The sequence below is a fragment of the Sphingobacterium sp. genome, from assembly GCF_032065005.1.
Lineage (GTDB): Bacteria > Bacteroidota > Bacteroidia > Sphingobacteriales > Sphingobacteriaceae > Sphingobacterium.
The window spans coordinates 373,791-391,335 of record NZ_DAMBMM010000002.1; the positions used below are offsets into that span (position 1 = coordinate 373,791).

At 42.2% G+C, this 17,545-nt stretch carries 16 protein-coding genes; 4 read left to right on the forward strand and 12 right to left on the reverse strand.

Annotated features, from left to right (window positions below; all coding sequences use genetic code 11):
- Positions 1 to 52: 52 nt before the first annotated feature.
- Complete coding sequence (locus tag RT138_RS04330; protein ID WP_313189697.1) at positions 53 to 1,003, reverse strand: hypothetical protein; 951 nt, start codon at positions 1,001 to 1,003, stop codon at positions 53 to 55.
- Between the two features lie 125 nt (positions 1,004 to 1,128).
- On the reverse strand, positions 1,129 to 1,257 hold the full coding sequence (locus tag RT138_RS04335) for a hypothetical protein (protein WP_313189698.1): 129 nt from the start codon (positions 1,255 to 1,257) through the stop codon (positions 1,129 to 1,131).
- Positions 1,258 to 1,330: 73 nt separating this feature from the next.
- Between RT138_RS04335 and RT138_RS04340 the strand changes: the two genes are divergently transcribed.
- Complete coding sequence (locus tag RT138_RS04340; RefSeq protein ID WP_313189699.1) at positions 1,331 to 1,570, forward strand: hypothetical protein; 240 nt, start codon at positions 1,331 to 1,333, stop codon at positions 1,568 to 1,570.
- A 270-nt stretch (positions 1,571 to 1,840) separates the two neighbouring features.
- On the opposite strand, the gene RT138_RS04345 is transcribed toward RT138_RS04340, so the two are convergent.
- The gene (locus RT138_RS04345) at positions 1,841 to 2,119 is read right to left on the reverse strand and encodes a hypothetical protein (RefSeq protein ID WP_313189700.1); all 279 of its coding nucleotides are present in this window, start codon (positions 2,117 to 2,119) and stop codon (positions 1,841 to 1,843) included.
- A gap of 290 nt (positions 2,120 to 2,409) precedes the next feature.
- On the opposite strand from RT138_RS04345, the gene RT138_RS04350 reads away from it, so the two are divergent.
- Together RT138_RS04350 and RT138_RS04355 are read left to right on the forward strand one after the other, a co-directional pair.
- The gene (locus RT138_RS04350) at positions 2,410 to 2,910 is read left to right on the forward strand and encodes a MauE/DoxX family redox-associated membrane protein (RefSeq protein ID WP_313189701.1); all 501 of its coding nucleotides are present in this window, start codon (positions 2,410 to 2,412) and stop codon (positions 2,908 to 2,910) included.
- A gap of 26 nt (positions 2,911 to 2,936) precedes the next feature.
- A complete protein-coding gene (locus tag RT138_RS04355) occupies positions 2,937 to 3,269 on the forward strand; it encodes a hypothetical protein (protein WP_313189702.1) in 333 nt (110 codons plus the stop codon).
- Between the two features lie 81 nt (positions 3,270 to 3,350).
- Here RT138_RS04355 and RT138_RS04360 read toward each other — a convergent pair whose 3' ends face one another.
- The 3 genes from RT138_RS04360 to RT138_RS04370 are packed head-to-tail and all read right to left on the reverse strand — an operon-like array spanning position 3,351 to position 9,576.
- The gene (locus RT138_RS04360; RefSeq protein ID WP_313189703.1) at positions 3,351 to 4,874 is read right to left on the reverse strand and encodes a thioredoxin family protein; all 1,524 of its coding nucleotides are present in this window, start codon (positions 4,872 to 4,874) and stop codon (positions 3,351 to 3,353) included.
- A 27-nt stretch (positions 4,875 to 4,901) separates the two neighbouring features.
- Positions 4,902 to 6,278, reverse strand: coding sequence for a RagB/SusD family nutrient uptake outer membrane protein (locus RT138_RS04365; protein ID WP_313189704.1), 1,377 nt, complete (start codon positions 6,276 to 6,278; stop codon positions 4,902 to 4,904).
- Positions 6,279 to 6,282: 4 nt separating this feature from the next.
- Positions 6,283 to 9,576 carry a SusC/RagA family TonB-linked outer membrane protein gene (locus tag RT138_RS04370; RefSeq protein ID WP_313189705.1) on the reverse strand — a complete coding sequence of 1,098 codons (3,294 nt, stop codon included), beginning with the start codon at positions 9,574 to 9,576 and terminating at the stop codon, positions 6,283 to 6,285.
- Positions 9,577 to 10,417: 841 nt separating this feature from the next.
- On the opposite strand from RT138_RS04370, the gene RT138_RS04375 reads away from it, so the two are divergent.
- A complete protein-coding gene (locus tag RT138_RS04375) occupies positions 10,418 to 10,636 on the forward strand; it encodes a helix-turn-helix transcriptional regulator (protein WP_313189706.1) in 219 nt (72 codons plus the stop codon).
- 147 nt (positions 10,637 to 10,783) lie between these two features.
- Here the strand turns inward: RT138_RS04375 and RT138_RS04380 are convergent, their stop codons facing one another.
- The 6 genes from RT138_RS04380 to RT138_RS04405 form a co-directional block, all read right to left on the reverse strand.
- The gene (locus RT138_RS04380; RefSeq protein ID WP_313189707.1) at positions 10,784 to 13,162 is read right to left on the reverse strand and encodes a polysaccharide biosynthesis tyrosine autokinase; all 2,379 of its coding nucleotides are present in this window, start codon (positions 13,160 to 13,162) and stop codon (positions 10,784 to 10,786) included.
- 10 nt (positions 13,163 to 13,172) lie between these two features.
- Complete coding sequence (locus RT138_RS04385) at positions 13,173 to 13,928, reverse strand: polysaccharide biosynthesis/export family protein (protein WP_313189708.1); 756 nt, start codon at positions 13,926 to 13,928, stop codon at positions 13,173 to 13,175.
- A gap of 110 nt (positions 13,929 to 14,038) precedes the next feature.
- Entirely contained in the window at positions 14,039 to 14,464 is a 426-nt protein-coding gene (locus tag RT138_RS04390) for a WxcM-like domain-containing protein (protein WP_313189709.1), read from the reverse strand.
- Positions 14,465 to 14,467: 3 nt separating this feature from the next.
- Positions 14,468 to 15,436, reverse strand: coding sequence for a glycosyltransferase family 4 protein (locus tag RT138_RS04395; RefSeq protein ID WP_313189710.1), 969 nt, complete (start codon positions 15,434 to 15,436; stop codon positions 14,468 to 14,470).
- A 20-nt stretch (positions 15,437 to 15,456) separates the two neighbouring features.
- Positions 15,457 to 16,356: an NAD-dependent epimerase/dehydratase family protein gene (locus tag RT138_RS04400; RefSeq protein WP_313189711.1), complete on the reverse strand. Its 900-nt coding sequence runs from the start codon at positions 16,354 to 16,356 to the stop codon at positions 15,457 to 15,459.
- Entirely contained in the window at positions 16,343 to 17,545 is a 1,203-nt protein-coding gene (locus tag RT138_RS04405) for a glycosyltransferase family 4 protein (protein ID WP_313189712.1), read from the reverse strand. Before RT138_RS04405 ends, RT138_RS04400 begins: the two co-directional genes overlap by 14 nt.

The window sequence follows — 17,545 nt, forward strand, 5'->3', positions numbered from 1 at the left end:
TAAAATCGCCCTGAATGTCACAAAATATGAAAATTACTAAAAATACAAAACTCTATTTCAACAATTCATTGAACTGGCACTCTCCTATTTCATGTACCCTGTAGGAATATTTGTCCAGCAGGTAGAAATATTTCCCACGCCTGATAGGTACGAGCCTATCGGACGGGTCCCATGCCAGCTGATCTGATACGGGCAGGAAGTACCTGTGGAGGTAGAACCAGCTCTCCCAGAGGAAAGGTTCCTTCTCGAGCTGCCCGGAGAACTTTCCAAAGATATCCTTTACGGCACTGTCCACAAACTCTTCCCTGGTTGTAGAGCCATGGGCACCGTACCGGCCCAATACCCGGAAATCCTGGCACTGCCCGGGGTCGCCCGAGATGTCCAGCAAAAAATTTACGGGAATGCCCAGGAGGTAGGCAAGATCCAGAAACCCGCACCTGACCCGTAGACCGGCATTCTTGACAATGACCCTGCGAAGTGCCTTTTCCCTGGTGGGATCCAGCGCCCCCCTCGCTCCGTCGGCATACACAAAGGGATGGACACCCCGGTTGACCATTCCCTTGAGCCTGAAAAACAGCATTGGATCTTCCGCTGCAAGGAAATACAGTTCTGCTCCGCGGAGGGGCTCGGACAACAGTTCCCGGTAATAGGAACTGTAATCGGCCAGGAGGTCCCTTGAGATGACAACGCAAACCGATATGCCTGCCGATAGCAGGCGCAACGGGAGCGTCCTATAGGCCCCATAGTGAAAGGACACGAACATTCCCGGTACTGAGGCGATCTCCTGGGCCGCTTGACGGTCGCTTTGCGAGCAGGGAAAGCCGCCCCTGAGGTCTTGGGCCGACTGCCTGTCCGCATAATCCCGTAAAAGGCAATAGTCCCTTACGCTTGTCGCAAGGTCGGTGGGACCCAGGACATGTTGGGCATTTGCCATGAAATAGGCAAAATCCCTCCACTTACATTCGCCAAATGCTTCATACAGTGATTTTAGAGAGTAGGTCATTTACAGGTTGATTATAGCCCCATAGGTTCCAATCCCCCTTAACGTCAGGGAGCTATGGGCTGTTGAGAATACCTGAGGGATAGGATAAGATGCGTGCAGGGGGTCCTGCACGCATCACCAGTGGACTAGAAGGGAAATACGATATTGCATTTGCGGTCATCCGGGTCATCTCCCAGGAATTCCAGCATTTCCTCCATTGAGACCGGAGAATCCGATAGGATCTCCGACAGGTCCATGAGCTGTAACCATTCCATAGATCAGGTCTTCTGTTTTTTTACCATGTTCCGATCTCGCATCGGATGAACGGCTCCAGGCCTTGAAGTCTTTATGATCGATCGCAACAAAGATGTCGCTAATGGGACCAGTTGCCAAAAATCTCGTGCCGTGATGCCATTTGCCATGTGCATGTTACGTTCTGCTCTCTTTTTGGGGACCAAGAGAGATTTTGCACACAGCAAAGTCCATTTCACACAAAACCGTTTGGAATACAATGCGGATGTTCAGGTACTTTGGGCAGTCAATTTAGGAATGACCGATAGGCATCTTTCACCTGACACCAAACCATAGCGACACTTGCCCATGAAACCAATCCACCCAAACAACAAGCCTTTCAGGGATTTCCTGCAATTCTGGGAGCGCCTCTGCACGCTGGAAGATTATCACGCCAAATGGGCATCCAGCCACATGGAGCTGATAGCTGTCAAGCGCCGGCAGGTCCTCCATGGAGACGGTATGTCCCAGAAAGCCATGTTCATCGTGTCCCGAGGTTTGCTGGCAAATGTCCAGTACGCATCGGGAAGGCCCAGGATCCTGAATATCGCACTGACGAACATGTCCCTAACGACCACCACCCACCTTTTCAGCGGCTCCTTTGTCCCGGGGGAGATTGTTGCCCTGAGAGCGGGACTTGTCTTCCGTATCCCCTATCGGAACCTTCTGGAACCAATCCAAATGGATCCCTGCTTCAGCACGCTGATATCCGCCCTTGGCAATAAGCAGCTCCGGTTCCTTCACCTCATCAGGAGCTGTTGCCTCTTGGTCCCTCCAAGGGAGCGCTACAGGCAGTTCTCGCTGCTGCTCCCCGAGGTCCTCAAGGAAACAACCCAGAGAGAACATGCCGCGCTTTTGGGAATTTCAAGGGATACCGTCCAAAAGACAAAAAAAGAACTCCTTTTTTCGCGCTTTTAGGGGAATTTGCATGTCCAGCCGGTCCGGATTCCCTGGGATATACTCGCGAGATTTGACCTAGGACTAACAGATACAGATATGACACTCCATAACAGAAAATTTGCGGTATTCCCCCCTTTGAGGGGGAAAGGAAAATTCTACACGGGAAATGCCGGGGATTTCGGTATTCCCATAGGGATAAATAAATCGGTCCATGATGCACCATTAACTGCAGTTCCATGAAACAACCATCACACAGGGACCCACACAGGGGAAGGGGCCCAATGACAGGGAACGGACCTTGGGTCCGTACCAAACCTTTAAGGCACCGCAATCCACTATGGGCGGTACCAAGGGCAATTACGCTGTTCTATGTGTTCCTTTTTACATATACTGGCTACAGCAAGCTCAACGATCTGGACTCCTTTGCGAAAGGGATCAGCAAGGTCCCTTTCTTGGGACAGTATGCAAGGGCCGTTGCATGGGGAGTACCCCTCGCGGAGATCCTGCTTGCGATCGGAATGGTCCTACCATTGGCAAAGGTGAGGGAGGTTTCCATGAAACTTTCGGTGGCATTGATGTGGGCCTTTACAGTTTACCTGTTCCTGATGATCACACTTGTCAAGGAAAAACTCTGCAATTGCGGTGGCATCATCGGATCATTGGGATGGCACGAACATCTTTTGTTCAACATCGCCGTATCGATGCTAGGCGTATGGTCCATCCGACAAAGTAACTGATCGATAAACCATTTAAAAGAATTATCATGAAGATGATCAAAAAACATTCCGGTCCTTTCCTGTTGGGATTGGCCGTGATAGGACTGGCATTATCAACAAGTGCCTTTACGACACGTACAAATGAAAGCAAATTTGCTGGCGAGGTCTACTACAACTCGGAATTAGGGGAATATAAGTTACTGACCGACCCCTATGACAGTGACAACTGCCAGCATACGAGCCCAAATACGTGCGCTTGGAAAAGGACTGACAAGCCTGGGAGCGTCCCAAGCACCTTTTCAGCTGAAGAGGCCGAAAACCTCAAGAACCAGGGGCTGATCGAGGAAATGGATTCCAAAAAGGGAATCTATATTCCTTAACCGCAAATGGGTGTTCCCTTTATGGGAACACCCATTCCTAGGTACCGGACAAAATCCAGCACTTCCAAATATTGTTCCTGCCTATCTCCGCCTCTCAAGGGCCTCCTTGACCATCTCGACGAAGGCCTCCTCTTCCCCTTTCTTCCTAACGTCCGGAGGGTTCATCGCTACTATCCGATTGTTCCCGTCGACGATGATCTGTGTTGGATAGGAATTGATGGAAAAGTGCTGTACCATAGGATGGTTATCCCCCATTTCCCCAACCCAGAGATTGGTATCGCCCATGTCCGCGTAATTCCCGCTCTTGAGCGACCCCTTCCACATCTCTTCTTTCCTGTCTACGCAGATACTCAGGAATACGACGTTCGGATCGTCCCTGAAACGGGCCTTGATCGGTCCCATATATCTATGGAGAGTGATGCATCCCCTACATCCCGTAAACCAGAAATCATAGATGACGACCTTGCCTTCCAGGTCCCTGTTGCTGATGCGACCGCCGTTTTGGTCCTGGAGTTCAAACTCATAGAACTTACTGCCCCCAACGGTACGGTCCCTCTGCTGGGCCACATATTGCAGCATTTCAGGATCCCGGATCCGGGATGTGAGGATGGAATAGGTCTTTTCGTCCACGAACCTTTTGCTGGCACGGTCCAGATAGGCAGCAAAAACTACCTCGTCGTACAGTCGTCCAGTATACCTCTTGCCGATTATGTCCACAACAGGTTCCAGCTGTACGGTCATGTTGCGCTCGACAAGGTTAAGCCCCACCAATAGGTCGTACACGACCTTCTGGCCCAAAAAAGATGCATACCCGGGAGCCCCTCCCCGGTATGCGGCAAAGGTCGGTCCATGCTGGCGGCCCATATAGTGCTCAAGGTAATGCCTGATCGCTATCTTGCGGAGTTCGGGCCCGGCCCTTTCCGCCATATGTCCAAAAGCTGCGATCTCCATCCTCCGGGTATCGCCGATCTTATTGTACAGGATGGCCTCCGCAATTTCAGGAAGGGGATCCTTGAAATGCCCGCGCACCACCTCTCGGATCTGGCCCTCCCAGCGGTCATAGAATATCTGCAGCTCCTGGAAATACGCCAGGGCCCTTGTCTCCAGGTCGACCGTATCCTCCAGGCGATAGCTACGGGTAAGGGAAATGCGGTCTTTTAGATTTTTCGCGTTCAGACCGATGAGGTCCATCTGGCACTTCAGGGAGGGGCTAGATCGGTCCGCTAGCAAAACTCCATCCCTGGTTATGTTAAAGTCCAGTGTATCGGTACTTTCCATCAGGAAGGTATGTGAGAGGATCGGGATGAACATGCCCGCCACATCTGCCCGCTTGGATTTAAATTGGTAAATCAACAGATAGAAAGGTCCGTCGATATCCGGAAAGTCCAACTGAAACTCCCCCGATTCCACCTTGCCTATCAAGGGGATGCCCAGGTTGTATATCTTACCTACCTGAGCCCTATCTACTGCATACCTTACCTCAATATATTCCAGGTCCAGTGAAGGATCTACCTTCCCCTTAAAAACGGCCTGAGCCCTGATCTGCACCATGGGACACAGCACCAGGACCAATAGCACCATGCATAAAATTATTTTCTTTTCCATCCTTATTTTCTGTTTTTTGCTAATTTACTATCGTTCATTTTGTGTAATTCCGCTACGGTTGATCTCATCCTGAGGTATGTTGAAGACATATCTCCCTGAACCGGGAAGAAGGGTATAGACCTTTCCACCCAGGGACCTGGTCAGTACGATCCCCGCCCCCTGTCTATTTAACCTCTTGATATCGTCCCACCGAAGCCCGCGCCAGACGAGCTCCTTCCTCCTTTCGGTCAGAACCGACCTGAGCGCAGCCTCCTTTTCGGTAAAACTTGACGGTGCGTAGGTCCCTTTCCTATATCTTTTACTTCTCAACCTGTTGTACAGTTCCGCTGCCGCTCCCAATTCGCCCCGTCTCACCAGGCACTCCATCTTTACCAACATTATCTCGTCTACTGCAAGGCCGTTGAAAGGGGACAGACCCGTTCCGTTGTATCCCCTTTTCATGATATAGCGACCTTCGCCAAGCTCCTTGAAGTAGACCGATAGGCGCAAATCGTCCCTATCATATAGATCTATTAGGTTGCTGTCGATAAAGACCGTGCCCTTCTGGTTGAGCTGATCGGAATTGTTGTAGCTGTTGGTGCGTCCGTACATGATCAGTTCATCATTGGTCAGGGAGAACGGGGTATTTGAGCTCGTGGAAACGGTATTGTAGTCCATGAGCCTATCATATCGGTTCAGTACGCTGTCAGCAAAATCCTCTGCTTTGCCGTACTCTCCCCGATAGAGGTAGATCCTGCAGAGCTGGGCCATGGCTGCCAGCCTGGTCGCACGGTTGCGCTGAGCGACGGGCCCCTGATGGACCAGGTAACCAAGGGATTCCTCCAGGTCCCGGAAAATTGCTCCGTAGCATTCCTCCACGGTTGCCCTTTCTTGGACATGGTCGATCGAGGGGTCCGTTCTCAAAGGTATTCCCAGGTCCGTTTTCTGTGTATTTGGATCGAAGGGTACGGAAAAGTTCTTCAGTAGGTCAAAATTGGCCTTGGCGCGGTGGAATAGCGCCTGCCCATAGGTGTCTGCCAGCAGAGTACCCTTTGCAGGGCTCCCTTGGGATCCCTGGATCTCCGCAATAATGCTGTTCGCATAGAAAATGCTCCTATAGGGCCCGTTCCAGTCCTCGATGTTCCCCTCACCGCCATAGACATCGGCATCCCAGACATAGGAGTTCCGTTCGACCGCAGTCCTGCTCGAGAGCCAGTCCGACTCCTTAGGAATAAAATATTCATCACCGGCCAAATGCGGAAGGGCTGCGGTGTGCCCGATGGTATTGAAATTGTCCAGCAGGCGCTGAAAATCATGTTCGTTGCTCGGCACGATGATATTGCTGTTCGGGCGCTCCTCCAGGAAATCCCGGTTACAGGAGACCAGAAGGATCACGGCCAGAAGATAGATTGTTGCTCTTTCCATAATTCTAATAGTTAAATTTTAATCCAAAAGACATTCCCAGGGGAGCCGGGTAGCCAGTGGTCACATCCGGGTCCAGTCCCAGCCCATTGCCCCTCCAGATCAACCCCAGGTTGGTGGCGTACACAAATAGCTGCAGGCTGGATTCCCTTGCCCTTGGAAATGGTCGCAAGGTATATGATAGCCTGGCATCTTGGAGGCGTACGGTGCTTGCGCTGTAGGCCAGGGCATCGGAGCGCTGGTAGAATTCCTCCCGCACGATATCTATGGGGTAAATGAACCTGGGGACAGTGGTGGACAGCTCGTCCCCGGGCTCTTTCCATCGGTCACCGTAATCGTCAAAACGATAGTTCCCATTGATGAGCTCATTGGAATTCAGGGAATTGGTTTTACGAAGGAAGTTCCCGAACTTGAACAGGACCTGGAAGGACAGTTCGAATCCCCTATATTCCAGGGTATTGCGCAGGCTTCCAAAGTGAGTTGGCACCTTGGAGCCCACTATCCGTATGGCCTCCCTGTCAAAACCGTTCAGTATTCCGTTGTAATCATCTGTGGGCTTTCCCTGGAGATAGCCCAATGGGTCCCCCTGGGAGCTCAGTCCTGCCGAACGGTATAGGATCAGCGAATTAATCGGTGACCCTACGATTGGCACCAGGTCAAAGGAAGTAACCATGTCGGTGTTGCTGCCCGGCTGCTTATAGTACTCCCTTATCCTGTCCCTTACTATGCTTAGGTTGAGGTCCGTACGGAAACTGAATTGCTTTTTCCTTGTCCAGTCGAACCAGATCTGGAGATCGGTACCCTTTGTCGATGTACCTGCCACATTTCCGTAGAATTCGCTCACTCCCGTCTGTGGGGCTATCGGGCTATTCCCCATCAGGTCCCGCCCCCTTTTGACAAAATATTCGACAGATCCCCCCACACGGCCTCCAAGAGCCTGGAAGTCCATCCCGATGTTGATATTTGAAACGCGCTCCCAGCGCAGTGAACTGTTGGGCGGGTTCACGATCACATCTGCAGGGCTCCCCCATAGGTTCATGTTCTGGTAGAGCATGGAGGTCAGGTACGCTGTGGTACCCTTGTCGACATTTCCGTTGTGACCGTATGTCATCCGCATTTTCAGGCGATCAAGTTGTCTCCATCCGATGAGACCTTCCAGGGAATAGGAAGCTCCCACGGACCACAGCGGCACCCCCTTCTGGTTTGCAGCTACCCCGAAGATATTCGATGCATCTTTCCTGATGCTCCCGGTAAGGGTGAAATTATCATCGTAGGTATAGGAAAACAGACCGTACCAGGATCGGTTGTTATCCACCTGCCGGCGCCTGGAACCATAGCGTGGGATCTTGCTGTAGTCGCCATTATGGAATATCGGAAAATAGCTGAATATGTCCACTTCCATAAAATTCTCCAGGTCGGGATCGTAGCCATAGAGATAACCGGGACTGTCAAATAGCAGGCGGTCCTGTCTCCATTCTGCGCCCACCAGACCGGTGACCCGGTGTCTTCCACCCAGAGTCTCGTTCCAGTCCAGTTGTGCCCTGCCATACCGGGAATCCTGTTTCGATGAATTGCGGTCCAGGATATCCCCGTACGGCAAAGGCCTGCTAAGGATGCCTGAATTGGGGTCCAGGCTACTAAAACTGTTAACGCGGTCCCTTACGAAAAATGAATTTCGGTCATAATGTGTTTTGGTTTCTATCCAGTTCCTGCTGGAAAGGAAATTTAGCTTCATGGAAAGCGAGCGGTAGATCCTGGCGTTAATGCCAAGGTCATATCTCAATTGCTGATCGCTGCTGGAATACTCGTTCCACCTGTTGCGTAATTCTGCCAATGGTCGGAATTTCCAGTCCAGGAGTGCGCCTGCCGCAACCGTATCCGTGTAGGATCCCCTAAGGGTAGAAGGTCCTGAGGCCTCCAGAGGTTCGCCGTTTTCGTTTACGAACCGGTCATATGGATAGCGCGGGGAATATCCCGCGGCATTACCGTTGTTATGCTTATTGCCCGCATACCAGATGTTGAGGTCCACGTTGACCCGCTCACCAAGCCCCGTCCACTGACTTGAGGTGCGCAAATTGAACCGCTCCTGGTCAACCGATACCCGTTCGCTCAAGGACCTGTCATATCCGACACCGATAAGGTTCCTGACCGAGGAGGATCCAGTGGAAATGCTCACATACTGCTGGTTTTCCGTTTTGTTGCGAAAAAAATATTTTCGGTAATCCCCCCTGTTATCGACCTTTCCATATTCAGAAAGCTTTTTTTCAGCATTTATAGCGGAAAGCTTTCCCGAGCGCACCTGTTCCATAAGCTCAACGGCCGGAGAAATGTCTTCATACCCGGTGTTGATCTTTTGATCATAGTACCCTTGATCGAACAGGAATTTCTCGACCTCTATCAGATCACTCGAGGACATCTGTGGCTGATAGGACAGATCGGGTTTCACTGCGGTTGAAAGAACAGAAGAGAACTCTATCCTGGTCCTACCCTTTGCCTTCTTGGTTGTGACCACGATTACCCCATTTGCAGACCTAACGCCCCAGATCGAGGCAGCGGTTGCATCCTTCAATACCGTAACGCTCTCTATGTCATTTGGGTTTATATTGTCAATATCGCCCTCATAGGGGAAATTGTCCACTACGATCAGAGGTCGCGTACTGGAAAAGATCGTGCTCCTTCCCCGGACACTGATTCCGTCGGGATTCCCAGTATTCCTGTCGAGCAGTAGCCCACTGGCCACACCGTTCAGCCGTGATAGGATATTCATGCCCGTATTTCGCTGCATGGCAGTTGCATCCACATAGGAGAAGCTACCTGTAGCCCGCTCTCTGGGAATGGACTGGTATCCAGTACTGACCACTTCTACTTCCTTTATCGTGTGGCCAACCTGTTTTAACAGCACCAGGATGTCCTCTTTGGTACTCATAAAGTCTATGGCGGTATCAAGGTACCCCAGGTGGGTTATTTCGATCTTGTTTGTTGAGAACTTTCCGTTTAGCTGGAATTGGCCGTTTATAGCGGTCTTAGCCACAATTCTGCCAATTTTAACCGTTGCACCCTGCAAGGCCCGACCAGTTTGACCGTCTTTGACGGTTCCCCTTATTTCAGTTTGCCCATTTGCCCCGGTGAGGGGCTCCTGGGCGTCTAACTGATTATTAAACAAACTGAAACAACATGAAAACAATAGTACTATAAATTTCTTTGTTGATAATCTTGAAAGGAATTGAACCTCCATCCTGCTCAGATGAATGGAGAGTGACCTTAGATGGGTTAAATTTTTGATCCGATAATTTAGTTTCATTGGTTAAATGATTTCTGGAACGCATTTATATTAAAGGATATCCTTTAGTGGATGACCTACCTAATAAAGTCTTGGATAATTGTTTCTCATAACTGGTTTCCAAGGACTGATTTTCAGTATATTTTAGAAAATAACAGCCACGCTCATGGATTTTTAAGCCCATAAGCATATAAAGGAGACTTGACAGTTTGAAAAAATAAACCTAGATTTAGATAGTCGAGAAATAAATCTGGTTACATTGTTTTAGTCCTGGTCAATGAGCCTTTGCTGTTTGTTTTCGGATGACTGGTTACAGGGGAATGTGAGAATTTTAGCCAGAAACTACGATTCTAAGGGCCTTTTGCTTCCCCTGATTATGAATAGAATTTATTCAGGATTTCGAATAATATTCTTAATCTGCTGGTCGCGAGAAAACCACCTCTGATCCTTGATCAGGGAAGGTCGCATTTTCTTAATTGGAATAGAATTCGTCCACATAATTAATTGGTTTATCATGGAACGAGCCTGATAAATTACGTAAGGAGTGAAGCCCTACAATCCACCGCTCTTCTCCCTAAGGTCTAAACCCTAGGTCAGACCTAAGGTTAATCTTAGGCGGAACCTGAAAGCGGATTCACAGTAAGGCTCACTCCCACGCAATTTTATTCAAAGATAAAATAAATCGCAGGAAATGAGCATAATCTTACTGCCTCCATCTCAGGTTCCAATTGAGAAGTTGGAGACTCGTTTTATTAATTAGGAATTCCTAATTACTGCTCAAACTTTTTGATTAACATTTAATAATCAAATACAAATATACAAAAGTTGATTTTAAAAATCAACAAAATAATAAAATAATTTTATGCTTAATAACAAGATCAATCGTATTGCTGAAGTATTATTAGAAAAAGGGATGAAAAACAATGATGTAGTAATTCATTTTAATTTAAAAAAAGAAACGGTATCAAGGTGGGTTAATAATAAGCAACAGCCAACTTTAAATACCCTGAATGACCTGGCAAAGTTCCTCAAAGTAGATATTAGAGACTTACTTTATCCTAGTGAATGGATAAAAAAATAATCCTATTAAATTTTGTCGTAGTGATTTTTATTCCTCTACCAATTTGCAATAATATTTAATAAAAACACTAGCATTTATTTTATATACTTAATACGAAATTAAAGCAATAAAAAAGGAGCATTCAAAATGCTCCTAACTTAATAATATTTATTTTATTTTAAATAGTTTTTTCAGCTTTGCTCTCAACGATACTGAGCTAGCATCCACATAACCATAACCGTATCCATAACCATAACCATAGCCATAACCTCTCGCGAAATCCACGTCATTTAACACAACGGCCATATTTCGAAGCTTTCCTTGTTCGTATAATTCTTTAGGAACATTCAACAAGCGCTTGTCTAAGTAATTCGCACGAGTAACATACATGGTCAAGTCAGCGAACTCTGAAATTAGGAGTGTATCTGTAACCAAACTAACTGGTGCTGTGTCCACTATTACATAATCATAATGCTCGCGTCCATAGTCAATTACCTCCTTGATATGACCATTCATTAACAACTCCGCTGGGTTAGGGGCAATATAACCCGAATAAATAATATCAAAATCATAAGGAACAGGCTTACGGATGATGATATTTTCCACTGGCATATCAGGATTAATTAAATATTGAGTAATACCAATATTAGTATGTTGTAAATGTGCCAAACCTAAATAATCAAGTACCTTAGGTGAGCGAATATCTGCACCGATCAATAACACTCGTTTTCCAGACATAGCAAGAATCCTAGATAAGTTCGTCGATACGAAAGACTTTCCTTCTCCTGAGGTTGTAGAAGTAACGAAAATTACTGCAGAATCTTTCTTAGCACCTAGCATAAAGGAAACGTTAGTGCGAAGAATCCTAAAAGCCTCTGCCAATGATGAACGATCATTATCTTTAACCACCGGATCATCAGAACTAGGGATCTCACCCAAAATAGGAGCATTAAATTTATCTTCTATATCCTTTCTAGAATGAACTTTATTATCCAATAAAAACTTCAAATAAAGGATCGCAAATGGAATAAGTAAACCTAAAATAAGGCAACCTAAAACTACGATTGCTTTTTTTGGCGAAACAGGAACATCCGAACCATAGGCATCATCAATAACTTTAAGATTTGCAGGAGTAGCTGAAGCTTTGATTTCTGTTTCCTCTCGTTTTTGCAATAAAAATAGATACAAGGATTCAACAATCTGTTGTTGTCGAGAAATATCCTTAAAACCTCTTTCTTGGTTTGGCAATTGATTCAATTTCCCTTCAAATTTATTTTTTTGGGATAAAAGAGAATTTACATTACTTTGTAAGCCTTGCCTATAATTATTCAATGAACTTCTTAAACTTGCCCCTAATTCATTAATATTCTTGTTTAAATTCTGTACTACGGGGTTATCGGGTGTAGCGGATTTTAAGAGATCGTCTCTTTCTAAAACTAAATCATTATAACTTTTTACAGTAGATTGAATTGATTGATCCTCTAATCCAATATTAGAAGGAAGTAAATTTCCTGCATTAGAATTGACTGCTGAACCCATCATATCCGCTAACCTTAATTGGGTTTGAAATTCAACTAATTTCCTTTCATTATCAGAAGCATTCTGCATGTAAAGTTGAACCTCCGAACTCATATCGACCATATTATTACGGTCTTTATAATCTGCAACCTTGGAGTCAGCAGATTCTAGATCTTTTGAAATTAAAGTCAGTCTAGAATCTATAAATTCAGAAGTTGCTTTAGTCACCTTAGATTTATCATCAGTAACGTCTTTATTATATTGTTCAATCAAAGAATTCAAAATCAACTCAGCTTTATCAACATTTCTAGAATTTAAAGCAAAATTAACCACATAAGATTGTTTTTCTTTATTAGGTGTAATTTGAACCTCTTTAAGTAAATTATCTACAGTAATGTTAACTGGTTCATATGAAATTAAAATATCATTTTCAATTACTTTTTTCCCTTGTGGCAAAAACATAACTGAACCTATTTCTGTCTGTATTCTTTGGCCTAAACTATAACTTCTGTTTCCATTTTTCTTGTCATCAAGGGTAAAGGAACTTCCTTTCTTTTTCAATATAAAATCCAAGGAAAGAGAGTCTAATTTTTGATTACTGAAATCTAAAATCACCATTTTAACAGGTGAATGTGATTCCAACATTTCAGAATTCTTCACATTTCCTTTTATTGAATATGATATATTCAACCTGTTTTGTTCCACTACTTTTCTAAATATTCTCCTAGACTTTAAGACGTCAATCTGATCCAGGACAAATGCTGATCCTGTAGATACATTCGCTAATGAGGCTAATTCAGAAAGACCAGATAATTCGCCTGAAGCTTTATCTTCATCCTGAAGCAGGATTTTGGCGGTGATATTGTAAATCTTATTTGCATATCTTAAATAGATAAATGCACCTATTAAACAAATAATTACAGAAAGAATAAACCATTTCCAATAAAAAACATATTGCTCAAAAATTTGTTTGAGATTTATCTCTTGTTCCTTCGTTTCTTCCTGCATTTTATTCTGGATATTATTCATGAATCGATAATTAACGAACTATTACTGCAACCATTGTAATTATTAAACTAGCAATGGAGACAAAGATAGAAGTATTCTGAGTATACTTTGATGATTGAATTCGAGCTCCATTTGGTTCTACATAGATGACATCATTCTGTGATAAATAATAAACTGGTGAGTTCAAAGCATCTCTTTTTGTTAAATCCACTCTGTATTCGGTCTTTTTGCCATTCTGTTCTCTAATGACAAGAACATTATTTCGAACACCATTAATGGTCATATCCCCCGCTAATCCTAATGCTTCTAATAATGTAATCCTATCATTATCTATAGCATATGTTCCTGGTTTAACAACCTCTCCCAAAACTGTAACTTTAAAATTCCTTATCGTCATGTTCACCCCAGGATTAACTATATATTTACTGACTTCTTCCCTGATCCTCTTAACAGCTTGAGTTCTTGTTAGCCCAGTGAGTTTGATCCTACCTATTTTAGGAAAATCAATATATCCATCATTATCAATCGCATAAGTAGGGATAAAAGGGTTTGCATTTTGAGGAGTTCCAACTTGGTAGGCATTAATCTGGTTAAAAGGCTCTGTTGCCCTAACATCATCAGCTGTAATAGAAATTGTTAAGATATCTCCAGGTTGAAGTTTAGGAGAATTCAATTCAAAAGAAGTCCGAAGGTCAAGTGAATCAGGTTGAAAATAAATTAAATCCTTTCTAGAAGCACAAGATGTGAACATTCCTAAAAAAAGAATGAAACATAGAAGTATTCTCATAATATTTTTTTTAAGTCAATCAAATATTAAACCACAAAAATAAATTCTCACAAAAATAGATTAATATTTGAAAGAATTCCAGTTTTGATACCATAATGGAAAAAAAAGAATTATTTTCTAAAATTCACAAAATAATCCAATTCAAAAGTATAATCATCCAACGAAGCATGTTCAATTGGATGATCGCCAAAAACTAACAGTTCACTGCCTGGTTCAAGTGCCTTAATTGCGGTACCAAAACCTGCTGGCACATGTAAAATATTATTGTCTCCTGAGCAAATAATCTTATTTAAGATGTATAGTTCTTTGTCTGGATGTTCCCAATTATCAATTTCAACTAAGTCAAAAGAAAAGCTTCCTGAAATTGGATAAAACCAACGTTGTTCAATTTTATGCGCTCTCCAGCCTCTAATAACATTCAAATTAGAATTATTGATCACATAAAATCTCCGTACATCTTTCAAATCAAAACCATTGAAAAATTTAATTTGACCACGTTTATCCTTATGGACACCTCCCAAAATAATATCGATCATAAATTATTTTTTATTTATTACATAGCGTGAAACAACAAAGCGTTTTAATATTAGATATAATATACTAATAATGGTTAACAGTAATACAGAAAAAATAATTTGCATTGAATAATCATAATTAGTGACCCATATTACAAGTATTCCAATCAAGAATTGAAAAAAACCAAAGAAAAATGAAACCCATAACTTGTTATATTTTGCTTCATTTGCTAAATATTGATATAAGTGCGACCGATGTGCTTCAAAAATATTTTCGCCTAATTTTAATCTACGTAAAATCGTCCAAATAACATCAACTCCGTATATAGATAAGAACAAAATATAAATCAAATTGCCAGTTTTAATTATAAGAGCTCCTAGCGCAAACAATAAAATGAACGCAATTGCTACTGACCCAACATCACCTGCAAAAGTTTTTGCATTTATTCGAAAATTAAAAAATGCAAAAACTAAAACTGAAACAATTAAAAAAACTAATAATTTTTGATTAATAAATGAAATATCAGAATTTACTAGCATTAATAACAGGCAAACAGCGAAACTATAGCATGCAGTAATTCCATTAATACCATCCATAAAATTATAGGCATTTATCACTCCCACTATTATTATGAAAGTAAACAATAAATAATACCACGGAAGATCGAAAATTTCAAGCTGATAAACCATTAATAAAACGGAAGCAAAATGAATAATTAACCTAATTTTATTTGACAAAGTCAAAATATCATCCAAAAATGATATTATAGCCATAAGTGACAACCCCAAGAAAAACCAAGGATATTGAAACCCTGAACTGATAAAAAATAATAAAACACCAAAATAAAAAATAATCCCCCCGCCTCTTAATGTAACTTTAGTATGAGAAGACCTCAAGTTTGGTGTGTCGATAATATTAAATTTATCTGCAATTTTAAAATAGCAAAGCTCTAGTATTATTAAAATTGCTAGAACAAGCAGATATTCGAACATTAATTCCAATTTAACGATGTTTAATGATTATTGCTTCTGAACCAATTAATAGTCCTCATTACTCCTTCAGAACTTGTTTCAGGCAATTTAGTTATATTTAAGCTCCTGTTAATTTTTCTATTTGAAACTACTAAAGTAGATGTCAGCTTTTTTAATTTGGTTTTATTTAAGGGAATAGGTAATACCTCACCTATATTTGCTATTAATTTAACAATTGATTTTGGAAGGCGAAACCTCAAAACATTTTTCCCTGTAACTTCTTTAATTATTTCAATTATATCGTTTGTGGATATGGTTTCATTGTCAGCAACATGATAAATCCCATTTTCCATATTTTCATATTTAGCTATCACTTCCTTAATATAAAAAATGAAGTTTGTTATCGAAATAAAAGATCTTGAATTATTGAAATTAGAAAATGGATAAGGTAGACCTTTTGAAATAAATTTATAAAGTAATCCCAAGTTCCCCTTATCTCCTGGACCATGAATCATTGGTGGACGTAAAATAATCATCTTTTTACCTTCCGGCATTTCCTGATTCAACAACCATTCTTCAGCATCTCTTTTAGAATTTCCGTACCAAGAAACTGGATTACACACTCCTTCTTCAACCAATGGCTCCACAGACTCAATTTCCTCAGTAGCTGCAATTGAACTTATATGAATAAATAATTTCGATTTTGACCTCACAAACTGTTCAAAGATTGATTTTGTTAGATCAAAGTTTACCGTGTAATAATCTTTTTTTGTGGCAACTCCCATATGGTCATGGGCTTTGCCTACCAGATTTATTATGATGCTAGAATCCTTGAACTTTTCTGGCCAATTCTTATCTCTCAGTGAGACTCCAACTGCTTCCGGAATGCTGTTTAATAAATATTGGCCAACAAAACCATTGCTTCCACTAACTATTATCATTATTAACCTGTTTAAGAACACCTAACATTTTTCCTGCCAAGTATTTCTTGTCAAAAAATCTTTTAGCAATTATTAAGGCATTTTCTCCCATTTCACTCGTAATGGCTGGGTTATCATGTAATTCTATTAATTTATCAGCCAACATCTTTGAATCATTTGGATTTAATGTATAACCGACATTATGTTCATTTAAAAAATCTTTTAGCCATCCTTGGGTATTTTGAACAACCGGCACTCCTGCAGCCAATGATTCGAAAAACTTATTAGGAGATGAAGTATCTAATACTGGAGAACCTTTTAATGGAACTAATGAAACAAATGCGTTCTGAACATAGCCAACCAATGCATTCTTTGGGATTAACCCAAGCCTGATAAAATTTGACACACCTTCTTCTTCTGCTAATTTCTCTAATTCCTCTCTTTGCTGACCTTCCCCGATTAAGAGAATTTTAATATCTTCTCTTCCCATTTTATTCAATTCTTTAGCAGCATTATATAACCAATAAGAATTATTCACCATGCCTATATTTCCAGTGTAAATTGCATAACTCTTACTTGTAATATTATTACCACTAAATGGTCTTTTTGTGGAAAACAATTCAATATTAGCAGCATTTGTTACATCAATAACATTCTTATAGCCAAATCTTTTTTCAATATTCTCTGTCATACCAGGGGATAGAGTAATTATATATGATGATGCTTCATAACATTTCTTTTCAAACCAATATGCAATCTTTTTAATATTTTTGTTTTTTATTATGCCGAGTTCAATGGCTCCCTCCGGCCATAGATCTCTTGTTTCAAAAATCAATTTTCTACCTCGAATGTATTTAGCTATCAACCCGGGAATACCAATAGTAATTGGTCCAGAAGAAGCAATGACAACATCAGCTGGCAGTTTAATTGCATAATAGGAAGATAGAAGACTATATTTAATAAAGGATAAAATCCTTTTGATAAAAGATTGCTTATTGTCAATAATAACATTTAAAACTTTTACCTTGATTCCTTCAAAAACTTGATCTTCTACTAGTTTCTCAGCAACCAAATCTGATTTTGAATAAATACTAGTTACAACAGTTACGTCATGACCTTGATCTACCCATTCCTTTGCAAATTCATAAACTCTTGTTCCCCATGAACCATTTGGAGTAGAAAAGTACTGATAAAAATATACTATCTTCAT